Source organism: Brevibacterium renqingii (genome assembly GCF_017808105.1).
In the GTDB taxonomy this organism is placed as follows: Bacteria; Actinomycetota; Actinomycetes; order Actinomycetales; family Brevibacteriaceae; genus Brevibacterium; species Brevibacterium renqingii.
On sequence record NZ_JADBHF010000004.1, the window covers coordinates 213686 to 234455 of the forward strand.

At 57.1% G+C, this 20770-nt stretch carries 12 protein-coding genes; 3 read left to right on the forward strand and 9 right to left on the reverse strand.

The window, feature by feature from the left end; genetic code table 11:
* Window positions 1-18 precede the first annotated feature (18 nt).
* From IHE57_RS06215 to IHE57_RS06225, 3 genes are all read right to left on the reverse strand, one after another.
* Window positions 19-1392, reverse strand: coding sequence for a polysaccharide pyruvyl transferase family protein (locus IHE57_RS06215; RefSeq protein WP_209371717.1), 1374 nt, complete (start codon window positions 1390-1392; stop codon window positions 19-21).
* Window positions 1385-4777, reverse strand: a complete 3393-nt coding sequence (locus IHE57_RS06220) for a CDP-glycerol glycerophosphotransferase family protein (protein ID WP_209371719.1) — start codon at window positions 4775-4777, stop codon at window positions 1385-1387. Before IHE57_RS06220 ends, IHE57_RS06215 begins: the two co-directional genes overlap by 8 nt.
* A 340-nt stretch (window positions 4778-5117) precedes the next feature.
* Window positions 5118-6548, reverse strand: coding sequence for a bifunctional cytidylyltransferase/SDR family oxidoreductase (locus IHE57_RS06225; RefSeq protein ID WP_209371721.1), 1431 nt, complete (start codon window positions 6546-6548; stop codon window positions 5118-5120).
* A gap of 307 nt (window positions 6549-6855) precedes the next feature.
* On the opposite strand from IHE57_RS06225, the gene IHE57_RS06230 reads away from it, so the two are divergent.
* The 3 genes from IHE57_RS06230 (at window position 6856) to IHE57_RS06240 (ending at window position 11465) form a co-directional block, all read left to right on the forward strand.
* Window positions 6856-8697, forward strand: coding sequence for a glycosyltransferase family 2 protein (locus tag IHE57_RS06230; RefSeq protein WP_209371723.1), 1842 nt, complete (start codon window positions 6856-6858; stop codon window positions 8695-8697).
* Between the two features lie 276 nt (window positions 8698-8973).
* The gene (locus IHE57_RS06235) at window positions 8974-9975 is read left to right on the forward strand and encodes a polysaccharide pyruvyl transferase family protein (protein WP_209371725.1); all 1002 of its coding nucleotides are present in this window, start codon (window positions 8974-8976) and stop codon (window positions 9973-9975) included.
* A 197-nt stretch (window positions 9976-10172) separates the two neighbouring features.
* Window positions 10173-11465: a CDP-glycerol glycerophosphotransferase family protein gene (locus tag IHE57_RS06240; protein WP_366933868.1), complete on the forward strand. Its 1293-nt coding sequence runs from the start codon at window positions 10173-10175 to the stop codon at window positions 11463-11465.
* Window positions 11466-11522: 57 nt separating this feature from the next.
* Here IHE57_RS06240 and IHE57_RS06245 read toward each other — a convergent pair whose 3' ends face one another.
* From IHE57_RS06245 to tagD, 6 genes are all read right to left on the reverse strand, one after another.
* Window positions 11523-12791, reverse strand: coding sequence for a glycosyltransferase (locus tag IHE57_RS06245; protein WP_209371727.1), 1269 nt, complete (start codon window positions 12789-12791; stop codon window positions 11523-11525).
* Window positions 12792-13456: 665 nt separating this feature from the next.
* Complete coding sequence (locus tag IHE57_RS06250) at window positions 13457-16114, reverse strand: hypothetical protein (RefSeq protein WP_209371728.1); 2658 nt, start codon at window positions 16112-16114, stop codon at window positions 13457-13459.
* 109 nt (window positions 16115-16223) lie between these two features.
* Window positions 16224-18344 (reverse strand): acyltransferase family protein, encoded by a 2121-nt coding sequence (locus tag IHE57_RS06255; RefSeq protein ID WP_209371729.1) that lies wholly within the window; start codon window positions 18342-18344, stop codon window positions 16224-16226.
* A 159-nt stretch (window positions 18345-18503) separates the two neighbouring features.
* Window positions 18504-19391, reverse strand: a complete 888-nt coding sequence (locus IHE57_RS06260) for a glycosyltransferase family 2 protein (protein ID WP_209371730.1) — start codon at window positions 19389-19391, stop codon at window positions 18504-18506.
* A complete protein-coding gene (locus IHE57_RS06265) occupies window positions 19388-20218 on the reverse strand; it encodes a CDP-alcohol phosphatidyltransferase family protein (RefSeq protein WP_366933869.1) in 831 nt (276 codons plus the stop codon). The genes IHE57_RS06260 and IHE57_RS06265 overlap by 4 nt, the downstream gene beginning before the upstream one ends.
* 65 nt (window positions 20219-20283) lie before the next feature.
* A complete protein-coding gene (gene tagD, locus IHE57_RS06270; protein WP_209323628.1) occupies window positions 20284-20673 on the reverse strand; it encodes a glycerol-3-phosphate cytidylyltransferase in 390 nt (129 codons plus the stop codon).
* Window positions 20674-20770 lie beyond the last annotated feature (97 nt).

The following is a 20770-nucleotide window of genomic DNA, read 5'->3' on the forward strand; positions in this document are numbered from 1 at the left end:
CTCGTCGAAATTGCCTTTTCATTTCCGTCGCCTGAGCTTTCCTACGACACGCCTTTGCCACGAGCCAACCAGTTTTCGGGCTTCTGCTGCGAAGGAGTATTCCGCGACGCACTTTTCCAGCTGTTCCATTCGTGTCTCGAGCTCGGTCTGCTCGTGGTGCAATGCACGGACTCGGTCGAGAATAGCCGTTCTGCCTTCTTGCCGATCAGCATAGAGCGTCGTCACCATGTCCGGCAGTTCGGCAGCCGCAAGCTTCTCGTCGAATTCTAAACTTGTGTCGGCTTCGTTGAGCACATGGGCAAGCCCATTCTTTTCCAGGAAGTCCACCAATGTTCGCTGTATTTCGGGCAGTCGCGAGTTGTAATCTGCATAATCGGTTTGCTCGTACAGTTGCTTTGCGTCCACCTTCGAACTCAGCTCAGTCACCTTCAGATGCGGGATGGCATGGTATTCGGCGAGTTCCAGCGTTCGAGAGTCGTGCGCCAGCAACATGGTCGGTACGCCGGCTAGTATCCCTGCGATGGAACCATGGATACGACTGCCGAAGACGAAGTCGAAATCGGTAAGATATTCGACCCATGTTCTTGGATCGAGCGGGAACCTCATCCGATCCTCGGTATACAAAGGATGAGCGACATGAGTGGGATTCCAACGGTTCTTCGGTTTCGATCGATCCTCTCCCCATATCATCATGTTGAGGTCTTTGAGGTTCTGGGGAATATAAATGAGATTCTGATATCGCTTCGTCTGAGATGCGATCATTCTGTTGAGTTTGCCGACATAAGGTGAGATTGTCATCGCGATCTTCGAGAGATCGGTCAGGGACGAAGCTGTTTTCTCAATGTTCCGAGGTTGCCCGTTCATGAATACGGACGGACAGCCGATGACATCAATCTGGTTGCCGCCGAATCCCAGAGACTCGAGGAATGCCGCGGTCCGTTCCCCCCGAACCCCGACACTGGCCGAACGCTCGAGTACAGCCGACATAAAAGCCTGCACGTCTCGGCCGAGCTCTTCGTCGGCTGTTCCACCGTCAAGTTTGTGCTGACTGCCCACACCAATTACCGTCACGGGGACTTCCAGCCTTCGCACGACTTTCGTCAGGCGTCGGAGAGCGGGTCTGAAGGCTGGGCGAAAGGCATTGGCCAAAGGGATGACGAAGTGGTCAAAGGATTCGTTTATCCAGGCAGCGTAATCGCTTGCGTTCTGAGTTCGATGGCTCGCGTAGCGGTCGGGGGTGATGGTCGTCCCCGAAGCCGAAAGCATTCGATATACGGATTGGCCGAACAGAAGATTCCCTGCGTTGTTCGCAATCGAGTTCGATTTCAGCACGTCTGGGGCCGAGATGAACTCCCAGGGTTCTTTGGAGGCTCGAAGCAGAATGTCAGTCATCGTCGCCAACCTGTGCCGCGTCGGATTCCTCATTGTTTCGATACCGTTCTTGGCCCGCCGCAATCATCTGCCTAGAGGCCTTGAGAAACGCGTCGGCGTACGTCTCGGGAGGAAAATCTCCGAGGTAGTACTTTCGCATCGTGTCGCGCTCTGAGGCTTTGGCATCGTCGACGAGCAGTCCGTCCAAGACCTCCGAAAGATTCGACAGGTCCTCCTCGAGAATGTAGGCAGCCTTCGCTGCAGGAACCTCATTCAGAAGTTCCTCTGTGGTCTTCGAGACAGACACGACGGACAGAGGTTTCCCCGATTGAAGGTAGTCGGTAACGACCGCGGAGACGTCGGAGATCATGGCGTCCGATGCGTTGAAGCAGTCGTCGGCCGTCATCTCCTTCTCTGCCGCAGCCCCCCAAATGTGCTGGCGGCCACTGGCTTCGGCATCGGTTGCCAGAAGCTCTTGGTTTTCAGCGATGTATTCTTTGGCGTTTGCGTACCTGTAGTTCAGAGGGTGCGCTCTGAATATGACCGTACAGCCTCTGTTGATGAGTTCCTGGACAATTACGGTTCCGGCCGGGAGAGAATACAGTTCCGAGTCTTTGTATGCGCCTTTCCATGTAGGAGCATAGAGCACTGTCTTTCCTGCGCCCGAAGCAGTTGAACGAGGTCCTACGAATTCGATTTGCTCGACTTGTGGACGTCCGACGATCTCGAACTTTTCACGTGGGATTATGACACCATGGCGTTCATAGCGGTCGATTCCGGCCTGGCCCGCGGCGAAGATTACGTCATAAATCGCATGCACAGGGTTGAAGCAGGCAGGCTTCTCTGAGTCTCCGTGATTGAGCCAAACATGTTTCATCTCTCGGCGTTCGATGAAGTGAGTATTCTTGCCCGCATTGTTGACGTAGAAGGCCGCGCCGACCGACGGGGTGATCACTTCCTCAAGACTGCGCAAGGTCGGACGATTGATCACTGGAGCTTCGGTGATCTGCCCGGCGGCCCTCATCATCTTCAGGCTCCGGGTGACGATGATGAATTTCTTGCCGATTCGCTCGAAGTACGGGAGCCACATGCCCAGCTGGTATGTGATCCCAACGTTCGACCCGAAGTAGACGACGAACTCTGCGTCATATTTGGAGAGAATCTCGTACAGCTGGCTGTCCAAACGGAGACTGCGCGTTCCCCGCTTGAGTCCGGCGGCAAAGAGGACTACGGCGAGGGCCGTCGGCAGAAGCGAGAGTATCAGCAACAGAGTTGTCAGACCGCCGACTATCGCGAACAACCATCCCAGCGTAATCACCGTGACGTTCGCGATTGCCACCATGCCTCGACCTATCGGCTGGAATCCGCGGGTCTCCGCATTCGGCAGGTTCCTCGCTTCGAGTCCGGTCACCTTCCACGATTTGGCCAGGCTGGATTCCAGCACAATGGTGGCGATGAGGATGGCGACAGCAGTATTCAGACCCCAATTCGTTCCGTATTCAACTGTCCAGAATACTGTTAGCGTTGCCGCTGCCACCGCTCGCGCAGAGTTGCTTGCCCGAAGGACCCCTGCCAGTCGGCCGCGTGACTTGAAGCTACGACGGTGGACGAAGAGAAATCCCAGACCGATCAAAATGCCGGATGTGCACACAACCATCTTCGGAGCCTCAGCTAATGCCAAGACGAATGTCAGCACAGCGAAACCGGCCGGGACAAGGGTTCTGCCGCCGAGTTTGCGGTAGATCAGAGAAAGCGTGGCTCGAGGAGTCTTCGCGTCGGTCAGATCGGCTGCCTCTTCGGGGGACTCAGTCTCAACATCAGCAGAAGAAGCTGCTGCCCCTTGTTCATCTGCATTGTCGTCGAGTTCCGTTTCGGTCCCGAGATCCTCAACATCGGCGCCTGGCTCGTCAATGTCAGTTACGTCGTTCTGCGACTCCGTTACCATTCGTGCGGCTGCCGAAACGAAATTCTCGGCGTAGCCTTCATCGGGAAAATCACCCAGGTAGAAACTTCGATACTGCAGGCGGTTCCGTCGCCCTGGATCAGTCACCAGAATCTCATCAAGCACATTGTCGAGGTTGCTGAGGTCCCCGTTGAGGACGTAAGACGCACGAGCAATCGGATACTGCGCAACGAAGTCATCGCCCTGGGCGCTGACCGCAGTCATCGCGAACGGTTTGCCGGAATAGAGGTAGTCGGACACTACACTCGAAACATCAGAGATCATGGCATCTGACAAGTTCATGCACTCGATGACATCCATGTCCCTTTCCGCTGCTTCACCGAAGATGTGCTGTCGACCGCTCCGAGAGCGGTCTTCTTCAAGCATGAGATGGATCTGACGAATCGTTTCAGCATCTTCTTCGAACTCGTAGCTGAAAGGATGTGGGCGAAACACTACGGTCATACCACGGTTGATCAGTGCAGTGATCATCTGTGGAGCGACGGGCAGTGAGTGAAGCATTGTCTCATCGACGTGTCCGCGCCAGGTAGGGGCGTACAGGACGGTTGTGCTACCCCCTTCAGGAAGCTCGGTCGTCACGTCGACCGTCTCCAGCTGCGGGCGTCCCACGATCTCGAACTTTTCCGGTGAGATCGTCACTCCATGCGCCGCGTATCGTTCCGTTGCGGCTTGGCCGGCGGCGAAGATCCGATCGTACATCGCATGAGTCGGGTTGTATGACGGCGGCTTGTCGGAGTCACCGTGGCCCAGATACACGTGAGTGTATTCCTGGTGACGAATCATCTCGCCATTGCGAGACGATGCGTTGACGTAGAACACGGCTCCCAATGACGGAATCAGCATCTTCTCAAGATCAGCAGACTTCGGGCAGGTGATGACCGGCGCATCCGTCAATTCTGCGATCGCTTTTGCTGGAGTGTTGTTTCGTGTAATGACCGCAAACCTCTTGCCGGTTCGCGCCAAATAGGGCAACCACATCGCCACCTGGTAGGAAGCATCATCTGGTCTCGAGGTATATATATAGAATTCAGGCCCATACGACTCGACAGCGTCGTGGAGGCCCGACTTAGCCAGTGCATTCCGACGAATTCTGATGTAGGTTGCGATGGCCAAAGACAGATAGAGAACATCGAGTGCGAGCGCAATAATCAACCACAACAGCGGCTCGACGCCACTCCAGGCTACCAGGGCGCCAAACGCGATTGCGATTTCGCTGGCGGTGAGGAGCGGTCTGTCGAAATTCTTCAATGAGGAATAGATTCGAATGCCGGGAAGGTGCGCGACGAACGTCTCCTTCTTGTTCGTCCCCTTGGCCAACAGGCTTTCAAAAAAAATCGGCCCAACTACACAGGCTCCGGCGATAGCACCGACAATAACGTCGATGTCGTTTGGCGCGGACGCAAATGCGACACCGACCGCAATTGCCAACAGTGCCCGGACCACTGCGCGATGCCCCAGCCGTGACCGCTTCTTCCAAATTCGGAACGTGTCCCACCCTGTAACGGCCAACACGCCGAAAAGGAACGGGCCTGACGCTCCCTCTGCCGCTGCGAACACACAGAAAAGCGCCAGCAGCGCTAGTGCTACGTATGATACGAGCGAAGTTAGTGCGCTCCTCACGAACTTATTTGCTAGTCCGTCGTCAGCCTCTGACGCGATCTCAGTATTCGCCACTATTATACCCTGTCTGGTTCTGGACAATCGTTTCGAAAGCAAGCCCGAAAAATCCACCCAGCCGCTTCTACATGCCCGAATACTGGACCGGACTCGCCTGTCGGCGCTGTCAATCGAGGTGGTCGGCGTATGCCGAAAGAGGGTCCTCACGGCGAACGTCGATCACATGTCCCGTTTTGTTGGCCACCAGAACCTCCAGAGATGCCCTGGCAACAGTCTTCGATTCGAGCAACGAGTCCGGGTCTTCGTTGCCGAAAGCCTTGGTTCTCATAGGAGTTCCGGTGCGTTCGGGATTGACGCAGTTCACTTTGACCTTTTCGTTCGCCCATTCATCAGCCAACGCCTGGGTCAAATTCACCGTTGCCGCCTTCGCGGAGCTGTATAGGCTGTAATTGCCACGTCCGCGTGTATAAGAACTCGACGTGAAGAGCAATAGCGACCCCTGCGTCTTGACCAGTTCCGGGTAGAACGTCTGGGCCAGTAGAATCGGGCCGATATAGTTGATTTCGGTGGCCTCGTAGATGGTTTCATCTGTTGTGTCTTCCAAGCGGGCAAGAGGTAGCACACCTGCCGTATTCACAACGAAATCAACGCGTCCTGTCTCCCTCAGTATCTCGTCTCTGGCAGCAACGAGATCATCACGATTGTTGATGTGAGTCTTCGTCATCGATCGTGAGAACGATTTCACAGTCGCTCCGTACTCACTTGCCAAGGCCGCGATATCTGCCCCAATGCCATAGGAGCCGCCGAAAACTGCCATTGTCTTGCCTGTCAGTGCGGCTTTCAACTTCTCTTCGGTTGCCGCATGCTCATTTCGTGCAGGAAGCTGGAATAGCTTGTCTGCAATATAGATGTCGATCGGTTCTGTGACCTTCATATTGCTGTCGTCGCCGGTGACGACAGCAATTGGAACGTCGGGAGTGTACCGGAGCACCACAGTGCAATCGTCAGTGGCCTCGAAATTGGCGTCATTCCTCGCAAAATCATAAGCGCGCTGAATCGCAGAGAGTTTGAATGCCTGCGGGGTTTGCCCCCGCCTCAGATTTGCACGCGGCGGTACGTCTTTGATCACGGGATATGAGCCGCTTCCGGGTTCAACTTCAATGATCGTATCCGCCGATGGGATCGCAACGTCCACGGCATCGTTCGTTTCAAGAGCACGAACCACATCGTTGATGATCGAGGGGGCAAGCAACGGACGTACTGCGTCATGAAGGATGACATTGCAGTCTTCGTCATACTTTTCAGCAATTGCTCGAAGAGCAACCTGGGTGGTGTCATTTCGTGTACCCGAGCCCTCGAGCACCGTTGTTACTTTCTCGAACCCGTTCTTCCGTACGATTTCGTGCACTCTGTCGAGGTGACCACGGGCCATGAGCACAACGATTTCATCGATCTGCGGGTGCTCATCAAAAATGGCCAGAGTATGCTCCATGATCGGACGTCCGGCGATCTTGATCAGCTGCTTCGGCGTGTCAAGACCGATTCTGGTACCGACTCCCCCGGCGAGGATGACCGCAATATTGCGTGTACTTTCCAATGACCCACTCCCACGATTTTTGACACAGACACTCCGCAGTACTGCGGACAGCCGTTGGCAGTCTACCAGCGCCGAGATTTAACCGACTATTCATGAAATATTCGTCGGCCGCGAAGACGTAGAGAATGCGCTCGCAAGAGAAGTGGTGTGCCCTCGCCACCTACGCTTGTAGGTCTTGGCGTTGCGAGCGGCCGCCCGCTCCTCGTGCTGTAATGGGTCTGCCTAGAAGTTTCCATCCTCCAACCCCGGATCGGCATCATACTTGCCCTTCGGCCAGCCTGACAGTTCAATGACACCACGGAGCCACATGACAATCGAAGTCACGGAGTTCACTAGCGAAGCATCTGATACGATCGCCACTCGGCCAGAGGTATCCGTCATCATTCCGGTCTACAATTGTGAGAGGTACATCTCCGAAACACTTGAATCAGTCTTCGACCAGACCTTGCCGGAAGAGCGGTTGGAAGTCATCGCAGTCGACGATGGATCAACTGATGACAGCCTCGCGGTGATGAAACAGATATCGGAGCAACATCCGAACATGCGCGTCGAGTCGATACCAAACAGCGGATCCGCTTCGGCGCCTCGAAATCTTGGTCTTGATTTGGCGACGGGTGAGTACGTCTTCTTCCTCGACGCAGACGACAAGCTGGCGGAAGAGACACTCGAACGGCTACTGGAGGTCGCTGAGCAATCGGGATCGGGAGTTATTGCTTGCAAGCTCGGTCCCTTCGGCCCTAGCAAACGAGCTAGTGCGTTACCGTCCCGAGCGTTCAAGAAGACACAGCTCGCCGTCGATTTTATAGACTCCAAGGCTTTCACGACTCTCGGAGCTCTCAAGCTCTTCCGCAGATCGATACTGGAAGAACACAAGATACGTTTTCCGCTAGGCTACGCCGTCGGCGAAGATCAACCCTTTACCATGCAGGCATACTTTCACAGCCCGCATGTTTCGATACTTTCAGACCGAATCTACTACTGGGCCCGTGGCCGGGCCGACGGAACCAATGTCACAAGCATTGGTCAACCCGCTCCAGAGCATTTCAAGAAGATCAAAGCGCTTATTGAAGTCGTCGCATCTTTTGATTTACCGTCCAAGCGGAGCACTCCCCTTCTCGAGAGGCCCACCGTCGCCCCCACCGGGTTCCAAACAGTATTTGACAGCTCTTTCCTGACTGAATTTGACGCTGGTCGGCGCAAAGAAGTCGTCCACGAACTCAGCCGCCTGGTGAACCCCTTGATGACAAAGTCCCTGCGTGCAAAGGGAAATGCAGTATCGCAGATCATCTCCGATCTCATCTGCAGAGACGATGTCGAATCCATCGAACACCTATGTCGAATTCTGGCCGAACGACAACCGATTCCAGTGGATTTCGACCAGAACTCTCAACAATTCGTCTATCAACCAACGAAAGGTTCGCCGATCACGGAGTTGTCTCTATCGGTCGAACCGTATCTCGCGCAAATCGGTTGCCACGGCTCAACCTTAGGCTTCAAGGGCAACGCTATTCTGCCCGGTTCCAGTCACGCACCAGATGAAATTTCCTTGATTTGGATTCATAGGCGCAGCGGAGAACGATTTGCCGCCGCAAGTCAAACAGATTCGCAGTACCTTACTGATCGAGGCATCCGCACTGAGTTCAGCTCGACGCTTGATCTCGACCACCTGAATCTCAGCAGCGAATGGGACGCATTCATTGAAGTCCGCTGGGATTCTTACATAATTCGTGAGAGATTCGGAAGGTCCAAAGGCAAGGGAATCTCGACGCAGCCCGTATTTTTTGGAAATCCTAATTTCGCCGTTGCATTTTTCACTAAGTTCGGAAACCTGAGCGTCGACATTGGTCCAACGAGAGAATACTCCAGAGCTCTCCCGTCAGCGGCCCCGCAAATTGTCGGCTCTTTCCCGTCGCCGAAGAGACAGTCAGTGATTGTTGAGGGACAGCTGTCAAATGTCGTCTCTGTCGCAATATCAATCGGTTCATCGGCCAAAGAAATACAAACTGAATGGCATAGATTGACCGAGACATGCATTGCAGTCGTGATGCCTCGAAGGGTCTCCTCAAGGACGAGCTATGAAATCCGTTTGATTGATGCAGAAGATAATCACGTTATTGTGATCGACACCAGAGAAGTCCCACAGGCATAGATTCAGGAGAGCAATATGAGATTCCCTCGTTTGGATGTTTTTCCGCCTGCAAAGCGACTGGCGAAAATTCAGAGTCTTCTCGTCCCGCACTTGCAAACCGAGTCGTCCTACATCAAATCGTGGTTTTGGAAAGAGAGCACCCTCGTACTCGAATTTATGACCTCGTACGGGGTGAAATATGGGATTGATCTGGTTCTCACGGACAAACGATTTACATTGGACGTGGTGGGCCGGGATGACCCCTCGCGGTACGCAGTAAGGGCTCGATTAGGATCGATGACCAAATCGATCAGGAAGACTCAGAAGCGCCAGTTGAAAACGTGGCCGCTGCCTATCAACAATCGCAATCTTGTTCTGGAGACTTTGGCTTCCATCAGCCGGGCCTGTGCGCTGATGTCCCAAAAACCGGTCGTGCCAAACCGGAACATCCCCGCTTACTGGTGGGATCTGAAAAGCAATTTCGGAGATCAGATCACCCCGTGGCTCATTGAAATGTTGACGGGCCGACCAGCATACAACACCATGGGTCTCCCCCGAGCGGGTCAGGCGGTGATGGCTGCGGGGTCGATCATCACCGGAATGAACCGGGGAGACATGACGGTCTGGGGCTCTGGATTGATCTCTCCGCTCGATGATCTGAAAGTGGAGATCCTGCGAAGCCGTGCACCACGCAAGATCGCTGCAGTACGTGGAGAGCGCACTCGCTCCGAACTCACAACGCGACTCGGTTGGGACGTGCCCGCCACCCTCGGAGATCCGGCGTTGCTCTTACCGACGTATTTCACACCATACTCGCGCTCGGAATCGTCGAAGCTGCCAGCGCTTGTCCCGCATTATGCACATCGAAAGCTGCTCCCTGAAAACCGTGAGGAAAATGGTTTCGAGACTGTTGATGTCCGCAAGCCACCAGAGGTCGTCGTCGCTCAGATCGCTAATGCCTCTTCTATTGTGTCGACGTCTCTGCATGGGCTTATTATCGCTCAAGCCTACGGTGTCCCGTGGATTTGGCTTCGCATCACCGACCAGGAATTGATCGGTGAAGACTTCAAGTTCGAGGACTTTTTCTCGACTGTTGAGAAGTCTGGCGTTGCATCAGTCGAAACTACTACAAACGAGGCGGCGAACCTCGATATTGTGGGTCTGGCAGCGCAGGCGACTTTACCTCAATCGCGCTTTTCCTCCGATGCCTTGATTGACGCCTTCCCTTACGACCTCATGCCTTTCCTGCCCGGCGAATATGTAGAGAATTCTGTTTCGAAGAAGAGACAACACCCTTGAGACTGCGCCTATAAACAAGTCTGTCGACAACGGCAGGTGCATTTGTTCAATGACTTAAACATCGCGAGTGGACCCGCTTGCGCCGGACCAACTTCCCATTGAACGAGCAGACAGCCCTAGACGTCTGCAATTATCATTGAGGAGTTCAACCCACGCGAAGGTGTTGTCGATGATTGTTCGCCGATGAAAGGCTCACTGTGAAGAACCTGCTCCGTAAGACGGCTCTTATGGCTGTCCGATCGTCTGCCTGGAAGACAACAAGCAAGTGGATCAGAGGCACTGAGCGTTGGAACCGTCTCGAAGATGAATATGATGGCAGCTATATCAGGGCCGAAGTCGTCGTCTACTTCGGCGACCGGGGTTCCAAGTTCTACCAGCTCGAACAGTGGATTCCCGTCCTCGAGGAGCTGCACAAGAGACACAGAGTCGTATTGGTCCTGCGCAAGGGATCTGCCTTGCTGAGAGCATTGGAGACTACCCGCCTGCCCGTCGTGTTCAAACGACGCTTCGACCCATTGCACACCTTCTATCATGCGAACAACTTCAAACTGGCCCTCTACGTCAACAATGGGGTGACGAACTTCCAATCATTGGGCTTCGCCCCGATGGTGCACGTCCATGTCAATCATGGCGAGTCAGACAAGCTGAGCATGGTCTCCAACCAGGCAAAATCCTACGACAAGGTGTTCGTCGCCGGCGATGCTGCGATTGAGAGACATCGACGCGCTCTCATCGATTTCGACGAAAGCTCATTGATCAAGGTGGGCCGGCCACAGCTGGATATCGATAAACCATTGGAGCTCGAGCCCTCGATGGTGTGGACAATCATGTATGCGCCCACCTGGGAGGGTGAGAATGACTCGAACAATTACACGTCGGTCGACCTCTTCGGACCACAGATCGTCGAAGCCGCCCTTCAGATCCCAGATACTCGGCTGATTTATAAGCCTCACCCCCGTGTCGAATCGTCCAAAGACCCTGCTATGGCACAGGCGAACGCCCGAATCCTTGAGCTCATTGAAGGAGCCAACGAATTCATTGCCGACGAGTCTCTGCAACACCAAGTGCTCATGCAGGGAGACATTCTTGCCATGTTCGACACGGTCGATCTGCTCATCACTGATATCTCCAGTGTCGGGCTTGATTTTCTCTATCTTCAGTCGAACAAGCCACTGGTTCTGACGGATCGTCGTAGCGACACCGCGAAACTCAATGCTGAGGCTCCGATCAGTCGGGCGACCCCCATTATCGACGAATCGACGGTCGAAGGCGTGAAGTCGATGCTTATCGACATGCTCAATATAGACGCCTCGGCTGGAGCCAGGCACGAGCTCAGACGACACTATTTCGGTGAAGGCGAGAGAGGAACCTCAATGGCATTGTTCACTGAGGCCGTGTCCAAGCTCATTGCCAATCGAGCCGTCGAACTGACGAAGTTCCATTCTGAGAGCATCAACGCTGAGTCCAGTGACGAATCCACTGCCGAATAGCTATTGAGCTCCCGACACCTTTGCACCGGAGGAGCAAGGTCGTTCTGCCGTCGCAGTCTATGTGCAGGGGCGAACGGAGAGGTTTCCGCGCTTCGTTGTGTACCATTCCCACGCTCCGGTGCGGTCGGACCCGTACCGTCTCGGAGTCCTGATCCGTCGATTCGACGACCACAGATCTTGTGGCCTCCGCAAGTAGACGTCGAAAGTCTCACCAGCTGATTCAGAGAACTTCTCATCGTCTACATCGAATGAGAGGACAAGCCTTCGGCCTCGTCTGCGACTTGAAACCACGGGGTTCCGGCAGATGAAGAATGTGTTGAGGTGGCGCGCTGCAACGACCATCTCCAGGGTCTCAGCGATCGACGGATCGACCTGGTCGAGCTCAACCTCGATTCGGCTTCCCCGAACCGTCTGCTCGCACTTGAGCTTCTTCGCCTCGATCGGTGGAACCGGTTCCCTGATCGGATCATTGTGCCTGCTCGAGGGACGCAGCTCTTCGAGGACGGTCTTCCACCGTTCGTAGCCGACTTCCGGAAGATAGCGTTCGACAGTCTTCCTCGCCGACTTGCGCATAGTCTCGACTGTCTCTGGTTTCAGAGAGAGAAAGTATTCGATCCTGTCGGCAAGCGCATCGATATCGCCTCTTGGCGTGATAAAACCGTTCTCTCTCGGCTCGATCAGGTCCCTGGGACCGTAGGTGATGTCGTACACGATGGGGATGCAGCCTGCTCCCATCGATTCCATGAGCGAGAGCGGAAGTCCCTCGCTCGCACTGGTCAGCATGCAGAATGAGGCGGACTTCAGTTTGTTCGGCACATCGTTGACGTACCCAGACAGTTCTACACGGTCTCCGACATCGAGCGCGGCGATGAGCTTCTCCAACTTCCGTCTCTCAGGCCCCTCGCCGAGGACTGTCAGGGAGACGTCGATTCCTCGGTCCCGCAGCTTCGACACTGCGCGGATCGGATGATCCACGCGTTTGAGGGCAACTAGGTTCGCGATCATCACCGCCTGGTTCGACGGCCGTTGTATCTGCGCGTCGGACAGAACCGATCCTGCTGGCAGCTCCCCCGTCAGCAGCCTGATGTTGTCTCCTGAGAAGCCCATGGCTCTGATAGCGTCGGCCTGTTGCTTGGTCTGGACTCCGACGATGTCGAAGCGATCGAAGTTGCGCATCGTGTCTGCCCTGTATGGCAGCACCTGCCCGTGGTTTCCATTCCACGGGTGGCGGAGGTGACTTCCGTGGAGGAACAGGACCAGGCCGAAACTCCGGTCCGAAATTTCGTGGATGAACTCACTGACCTTCTTGTCATCGACGATGACCACGGCCGGTTCCTTCGTCACAAATGCAGAGATCCATGCATTGTAGAAGTCACGCGGTCGGCTCCACTCCGTCATGGGCGATCCCGAGGGAGAATGGAGAATGAAGCGCGTTCCCAATTTCGGGTCCCGGACGTCGGTGAGCAGCAGACTCCCGTCGGCTCGATGATAATTGCGGCGGATAACCTTGCCGGTGCGTGGACTGCGGAACGTGTCGTAGAAAGCGGTGATGTTCGCGACTTCACCGTCTTCTTCGGGAACCGGGGCACGCAATGGCTCTCCTGCCAATGCGTTCAGCTCCGTTTCGGTTCTGCCGCGCAGATCCTGCCAGATGTTGACCAGCTCGACGTCATCTTGCATCTTACCTTGGGAGACCAGCCGAGCTCGAGTCTCATCGGGGTCCATCCGTGGGCTGAAGGTCAGGACCGTCTGAGACAGTGGTCTGCCGTACTTCTGGAAGCTCCGTATCCGCCGGAGCGCAGCCGTCGTCATTCCTCCCATGGATTCGGGAATGCCCCATAAGACGTTATAGACGTGCACTTCGTCGGTCCCCAGAGGAGGTTCGCACGATCGGCTGTTGTCGTCAGCGCCGCGGGACGGTCGTGCAATCATTTCCACAGTTGTTACCTCTCCTCAGATGGAGCTCAGAGCCGTGCTGCAAACGACGGAGTTCACCGGTTCAATGCCATCTGACCATAGTGATGTGCTTGACGACGCCAATTGACGATCTTGGGGCTGTCCGATGTCTCCCACTGTGCGCAGACATTCCACTCGCTGTCGAGTTCGCGATACCGGCCGCCGACTGCGATCTGCAGCGCATCGACGTAGCTGATATCGACGTCTGACAGCAGACCCACGACGCGCTCGACGATGCTGTCGCTGCGCAGCTCGTTCAGGTTGAGCACCATGATCTGCGGATCGAAGGGAACGAAGTCCTCGCTCATGCCGGAGTGGCTCGCGAAGACGAACTTGAGAGCACCGACATGGTCTTCTCCGAAGGAGCTGGCTATCCGCCTCATCAGGGTGAGCCCACTCGTCCGGTTCTTCCTGACATCATGCTTCGCAGCGACAAGAGCATCGTCGAGATCAATGGTCGAGAGTTCGGCGACGTCGGCCCACACTTCTGCTGCGGCGGGCATGACGACGAGGCGGTCGTGGTCGGGGAACAAGGCCGGCAGCAGAGCCTGCACCAGATCGTTCGTGTTCGCAATGTCGTCGAAGGACACAGGTGCGAGGACGTGAACGTCTCCCTTGGACAGGCGCGGCTGCAGATCGTCGACTTGCGCCGCACTCAACGCACCCGACGGCAGCCACACTCGATAACGCTGTGAAGCATGAGCGTCGAGGGTCTCAACCGCGGTGGAGACCAGAGTCTGTTCACCCTTCTCGACCGTCATGAAGACGTCCGTGACCTGAGGTTCGGGCACTGGTCGTTCGACCTTGCTCACCCCTGCTGCGATAGCTGTGCTCTCTGCACGAGGCAGCTGTGCCGAAGCGAGATATTCGTCCGCAACAGCCATGTCGTCCGCGGTGATCTCCACCCACTTCGCGTAGATCTCGTCTTCGGAAGCGCCGCCGGCAATGAGCGGCAGCAGCACGGACAGCTTGTCGAGAATACCGTCCCGGATGGCGTCGAACTCGGTTTCATCGATACCGATCAGCCCACCGAAGCGGGAATCTGATTTGTTCTTCGGCTCGAATTGGACTTCGGCGCCTACCGATCGCGCCGGAAGATTCGCGTGCAGGCGAGACGTGAGGACCTGTTTGTACTTATAGGCATAGTCAGCGACCCAGTTGCGGGCCAGTTCGAGGTTTTCCGGGAACGACTTATCTCGGATCGCTGTGACGGTCTGCTTCTTCTTCGGTCCCTTGCCGTCCTTCGTCCAGTCGACGCGCAGCGTACCGGTGCGACGGTCCGCCGACGGCGCAGGAAACAGCGTATCGACGGTTGTCGTCAGGCAGCCGGAGAAGAATGCGGGCACTCCCACGGCACGGAGGACTGCGACGGACTGCCAGTCACGGCATCCGACGGGACCGTATTTCTTCAGGTAGGCGATGGCGTCCTGCGTGAGCATCTCCGGATAGCGGACGAATACGGACAGAAGGATCGGGCGAAGGTTCGGGTGGAAGGGGATGTTGAATGACTTCCCGAAGATGTCGTGCATGTACCAGCCGAATGCGATGTACCACGTGTCTTCGGGGATGTCCTGATAGACGTTGCCGTCGCGGTAGACCTCGACGAGGTTGAGTTCAGCTTCCGGTCCCGCGTACTTCCGTTCGTCTTTGACCGATTGGCGAAGTTTCGCGAAGAGCCCAGTGAGCCCTTGGTCGCCGGAGAAGCTGAGGTTCTCATAGCGGAGCAGATGTCCGATCGAGGCGATCGTCTGAATGTAGTCGCCGATGTTGCGGGATCGGATGCCCGGCTGGTCGTAGCTGAGCACCCCGAAGTTGCGTTTGCCTGCAGTCGTCGGAAGCGGTTCCAAGTGCTTTCCGCCGGGCAGCCAGTCGAGCATTCGCTTGAGCTCATAGCCCACTGCAGGGTCGAGTTCGTCCGAGTCCTGCTCGAGGCGAGCTTCGGCAAGTGTGCGGACATGGTCGAAAGCATCGATGCAGAAGACTGACTCGGCAGTACGCAGTACGGCCCTGTCGCTCCACCTGTCCGTCTCTCCCGACTCATTCGAACGTTCCACGAGCGGCAGTGCATCACGCCCAAGGGAATCGATGGCTGTCGGATAGTATTCTTCGGCTGCGGCGACGATGATTTCCCGATCGTCGATCCGGGCGAATTCTGACCATGCCACCTCCGGATCGGAAGAGCGCTGATACGCCATTCCCAGCAGGGCTCGGCCGGCTTCCTCGTTCCCGGGCTGACTGCGGAGACTCAGTCCGATGGAGACTGCCTCCGTTTGCAGACCACCCGCGATGAGAGCTCTCCCCGACGCGACGGTCGAGACTCCGAAGGACGCGCCGCCTGCCAGGGATTCTGACAGGGCAGCGTGTGCCTTGATCCGCGTCAGCTGTCGTGCTTTGGCGTCGACCTCTCGCGTGGAGGGTGCGACGGTCCAACCGTCGATGTCCTTGGCTGTATTGCCTTTGAGAGAGGTTGCAAGCTTGCGGTACGCCCGAGCGGTGGCTGCCGCGGTCTTCTTCGGAGTTCCAGCCGATTTCCCAGTCCCTGCTCCCCCGCCAGCGCGTTCTCGGACGTACTTCGTGCCTGATGCTCGCTCCACCACCGGCAGGGCACGACGAGCAACGCCGTGGACTACAGGTTTGATCAGTTCTCTTCCTTTGCTGATGTACCGGTCGGCGGTGTTTCGTCTATCGGTCACTCGTCTCGTCCTTTGCAGAGGTCTCGGTGAACATTCGGTAGTCGGGATCGATCAGGGTCACAGTATCCGACTTGACTGTCAGTTCGATGAACTGACGCTTCCGGTTGGGTCAGTCGAAAGTGCCCAGTCCGGTTCGACGGAGGCTTGCATCGAATTGCGGCGCCAGTGTCTTCGCGTAGGTGGCGGTGATGTGGGCGGTGTCGAAATACGTGATGACTCCGCCGATGACCGGTTCACAGCGTCCGTCAGGGCAGAACCAGTCCTGCGGGTACACGATGGACATCCTCTTCGAATCGAAGGTTCTGGCCGAGGCGGCCAGAGGGTCCATCCAGTGCCATGATTCCGGAGTTCCGGAGCATTCTTCGAGTTCGTCCTCATGCTTGGCCACGCAGTCGGGCACGCTGATGTCTTCCCCGCCCGGGTAGGGGGTGTCCCTGACGACCACGACGTCGAGCTTCGCGTCGATCCAGCTCTGAAGTATGTCACGGTGCCCTTCAGGTGCCTTCTTCTCGGTCTCGTCCCACCCCATGCCCTGGAGCGGTGTGGACTGACGTTCGGAGGTGATCACTGCATCGAACCCGCCTTGAGTCGTCCGATCGACGACCCAGTCGGAGTAGTCCTGACACCCCTTGGTCTCTCCCTGCGTCGACAGCTGCTGCGGCAGTGTCGAGATGCCGCAGTTCGATGCCAGGAACGTGGTGATGGTCCAATCGTTCTTGTCGGCCAACCGCTCCAGAGTCGGCAGCCAATGTCCTGCGTGAGAGTTGCCGACAAGGGCCACATGCTTCGAACCGTCGCCGTAGGTGCATTCGGGCTTCTTGCGATACGGGGCGCTTGCCCAGCAGCCGTCAGCGTAGGCTTTCGATTTGTCGTTCTTGGCAGCGGCCGGTTCCATCTGCAAGGAGTCCATTCCTTCGCAGTTCGGATTGTCTTTCGCCCCGGGAAGCAGAATCGCAGCGCCGAGGCAGGAGTCCGGATCGTCCAGTGCCGATTGGAGCCGATCCTCGTTCTGCTCGACGATCTTGTTGGCAACGACCATCTGGCTCAGTCCGAGGGCGGCGACGAGGGCCATGGCGAGTGCCGCGAAGGCGAAGGTCCTCTGCGAGCTGTCCAAGAGCGAGGCTTTGCGGAACCGGTTCTCGACCCACGTCGTCGAAGCCCACGCCGCCAGGATCGAAACGAGGATGATCGCAATGTTGTCCAGGACTCCCAGGCTCTCCGAGGCACCCATCTTCTCCGAGAAATACGGCACGAGAACGATGAGCGGCCAGTGCCAGAGATAGACGGAGTACGAGATATCGCCGAGAAAGCGCACCGGCCTCAATGACAGGAGCGGAAGTACGGACCTGCGACCACGCGAGTCAGCAAGGATGACCAGGGCCGTCGAGACCACCGGTACGAGGGCGATGTAGCCGGGGAACGGCATGTCTGCACGGATGAGGAACGTGCCCACGACTATTCCGGCCAGTCCGATCCATCCGAGCAGCGAGCTGAATGGCAGGCGCTGAGGGCGGACATAGATCACGAAGACTGCGACGAGGCCGCCGGTTGCCAGCTCCCACATCCGAGTCGGCGTGACGAAGTACGCCATCGCCGGCTCTGCGGCCGTGTACCACACAGAGAAGACGAAGGAAGCGAGGAAGACGCCGAGGATCGTGAAGCCGACGATCCGTTTGGACCGGCCGACCTTCGTGGCGATGAGGAAGGCCAGCCCGATGATCATCGGCCATATGAAGTAGAACTGCTCTTCGACCGACAGCGACCAGAAATGCTGCACCGGAGAGGGAGCGTTGTCAGCTGCCAGATAGTCGACGCTCGAGATCGCGAAGTCCCAGTTGACGACGTACAGCGCCGCGGAGACGATCTGTCGTCCCGTATCGGCCCACATCGACTGGGGGGCTGCAAGGAAGGTGCCGATACCGACGACGAACAGGACGAGGAGTGAGGCCGGAAGAAGTCGGCGGATCCTTCGCGCCCAGAATCTCGCAATGTCGCCCCAGCTCCGTGGGGGTTTATTGATGAGGTGGCTGGTGATGAGGAAGCCCGAGATGACGAAGAAGACGTCGACACCGGCGAACCCGCCGTGGAAGCGATCCGGCCAGAGGTGGTAGAGGAGCACGATTCCCACGGCCAAGGCTCGCAGCCCCTGGATATCGGCACGGAAGCCCGAAGTCTTGGGTGCAGCGGTCGCTTGGGGGGAGTTTTCAGCAACGGGGGCTGACGACTGCATGAATCGGCTCCACTCGGTTTCTCAGTCGGTTGGATCGGACCCGACTGCGGTCCCTGTCATTCCTCGAAGCGAGAGTTCGCTGGTGCTGGCGTCTCAGCGGTCAACTGAACTGGCCTGATGAGCGCCCACGACACTCGCCGAGGCGGCGTCTGCCCGTGCTCATACGATCGGAGGCCGGCCATGTCGCGACATCCGCAGAACCCCTCTTCCGGACAGCTTCCGGCGGTCTTCGTCCTGGGCCCACGGGTCGAGCCGCCAACCGGCACGCCATCCTTCCATCCAGGCCTTGAGCTGGTGGGGCTTGTTGGCCCACCTGAGGCACTGCATCAGTGTCCATGAGGCAACGTACGCCCAGCTGAAGGGCCACGGCAGATTCCGTCTGGCCAGCCAGACGCGGTTCCTGGCGTTCATATAGAAGTATTCGTCGTGGCGCCTGGGGTCGATCACAGGGTGGGCGACTGCGAGGTCGCCCATGTACCAGACGATGTACCCGGCGTCCCACACTCGCCAGGCGAGTTCAATGCCTTCATGGGCGTACCAGAACGGTGCGGGCCATCCGCCGCACTCGTCGAACGCCCGTCGCTGCATGCAGACCGCGCCTTCCCACACTGAGAACACGTTCGACGAATGGTCGGCCGTGCCCTTCTTCAGTCTCGGGATCCATCGCTTGGGCGCGTCCGGTCCCCCGGGTTCCTCTACCCGAGGTTGGACCAGGCCGATTCTCGGTTTGGTGCGCATCAGCTGCGCCATCCGCATGAGTGTCGTATCGTCGGGCAGCCAGGCGTCATCGTCGAGGAAGAACAGGAACTCACCGGCCACATGGGGAACGCCGGCATTGCGCCCGGCGGGGATTCCGAGGTTCTCGGGAAGTCCCAGCTTCTTGACTTCCTCGGGGATGCCTTCGGGCTCCCAACCGTTGCCGACGCAGACGATGTCGAGCTCCACGCCTTTCTGTGCCAAAAGCGATTCGAACCCTCGGTTGAGCTCGGCCAGTCTCTTGCCTTGGCTCAGCACGACGACGCCGAAGGTGTACTTGCGGTCGTTCATGACAGCCTCCTCGATGCCATGATCGACATGAAGTGTCCGATGACGGACAGCAGGCACAGCGGAGCCATCACCATGACAAGCCAACGCTCGCCGAACAGCGGTTCGGCCCCTGCCGATGCTGCGATTGCGGTGACGATGCTCGACAGCAGCGCCATCAGTGACATCTCCACCGAATGGAAGATGCGGTGGAAGGGAACGAAGCGTGCGATCCGTTTGAGTGTGGCGACCGTCCCCGGAACGAGTTCGGTGGCTTCCTTGGAATCAGCGAGCTTGTCGAGGCCGTTGAATGCTCGTGAAACATGGACCATGTCGTTGAGTGCCTTGTTGAGAAGGACCAAAGCGGCCAGAGCGGTTCCGGCAAGTAGCAGCGGGTACGAGCCGGCGGGGTCATCGATCAGGTTGTTCCACTCCCCCACAGCCCTCACTCCGAGAGCCACTGCGACGAGCCCTTCGGTGGTGTAGTGACCGACCTTGTCGAGGAACACTCCCTTGGCACCGCTGGTGCCTCTCCACCGTGCGACCTCACCGTCACAGCAGTCGATGTACATCTGCACCTGAGAGAAGAACACGGCGAGGACCGCACCCCAGATGCCAGGGATCAGCAGGCTGGCGGCGATGCACCAACCCGCCAGGATCATCAGACCGGTGACACCATTGGCACTGATCTTCGTGCGGACCAGGAGCATCGTGAAATAGATCGAGATATGACGCAGATAGAGCTGGGCCGACCAGTGCTCTGCATTCTTTCTGCTGCGAACTTCGATCGGCTGCGCCTTGGCCCGAAGCTCCGCCAAAGTCGGATGTTTCGCCGGAGACTCTTCGGGCACGTCCGTTCCTCTCAGATCCATGGATGGTATCCAGCCACGATAGCGCGAAGCTCACACCGCTGTGGTCAGGGCTTACCCAGCTCTGATTTGATGCGAGTCGTCGAGATCTCGGGCGTACGAGGCAGGTAGACGACCTCGCACTTGTCCTTGAGGAAGTCGAACTCTCCTTCCCAGTCGTCACCCATGACGAAGGTGTCGATATGGTATTTGTCGACATCGGTCTCCTTCTGCTCCCAGTTGTCCTCCGGGATGACGAGGTCGACGTAACGGATCGCTTCGAGCATGTGCTTGCGCTCTTCGTAGGAGAAGTACGACTTCTTGCCTTTGCCGGCGTTGAATTCGTCGCTCGAGAGCGCGACCACCAAGTAGTCGCCCTGTTCCTTGCACCTCTGAAGCAGTCGGATATGTCCGTAATGGAGCAGATCGAAAGTTCCGTACGTGATGACTCGTCGCATTGCAGAATCCGTCCAGTGTTCGTTGCCCACCAAGTGGGCCGCAGAAATTGTCCTGCGGTAGTTTACCATTCTGTAACGTCAGGTTACGAAAGCGTAA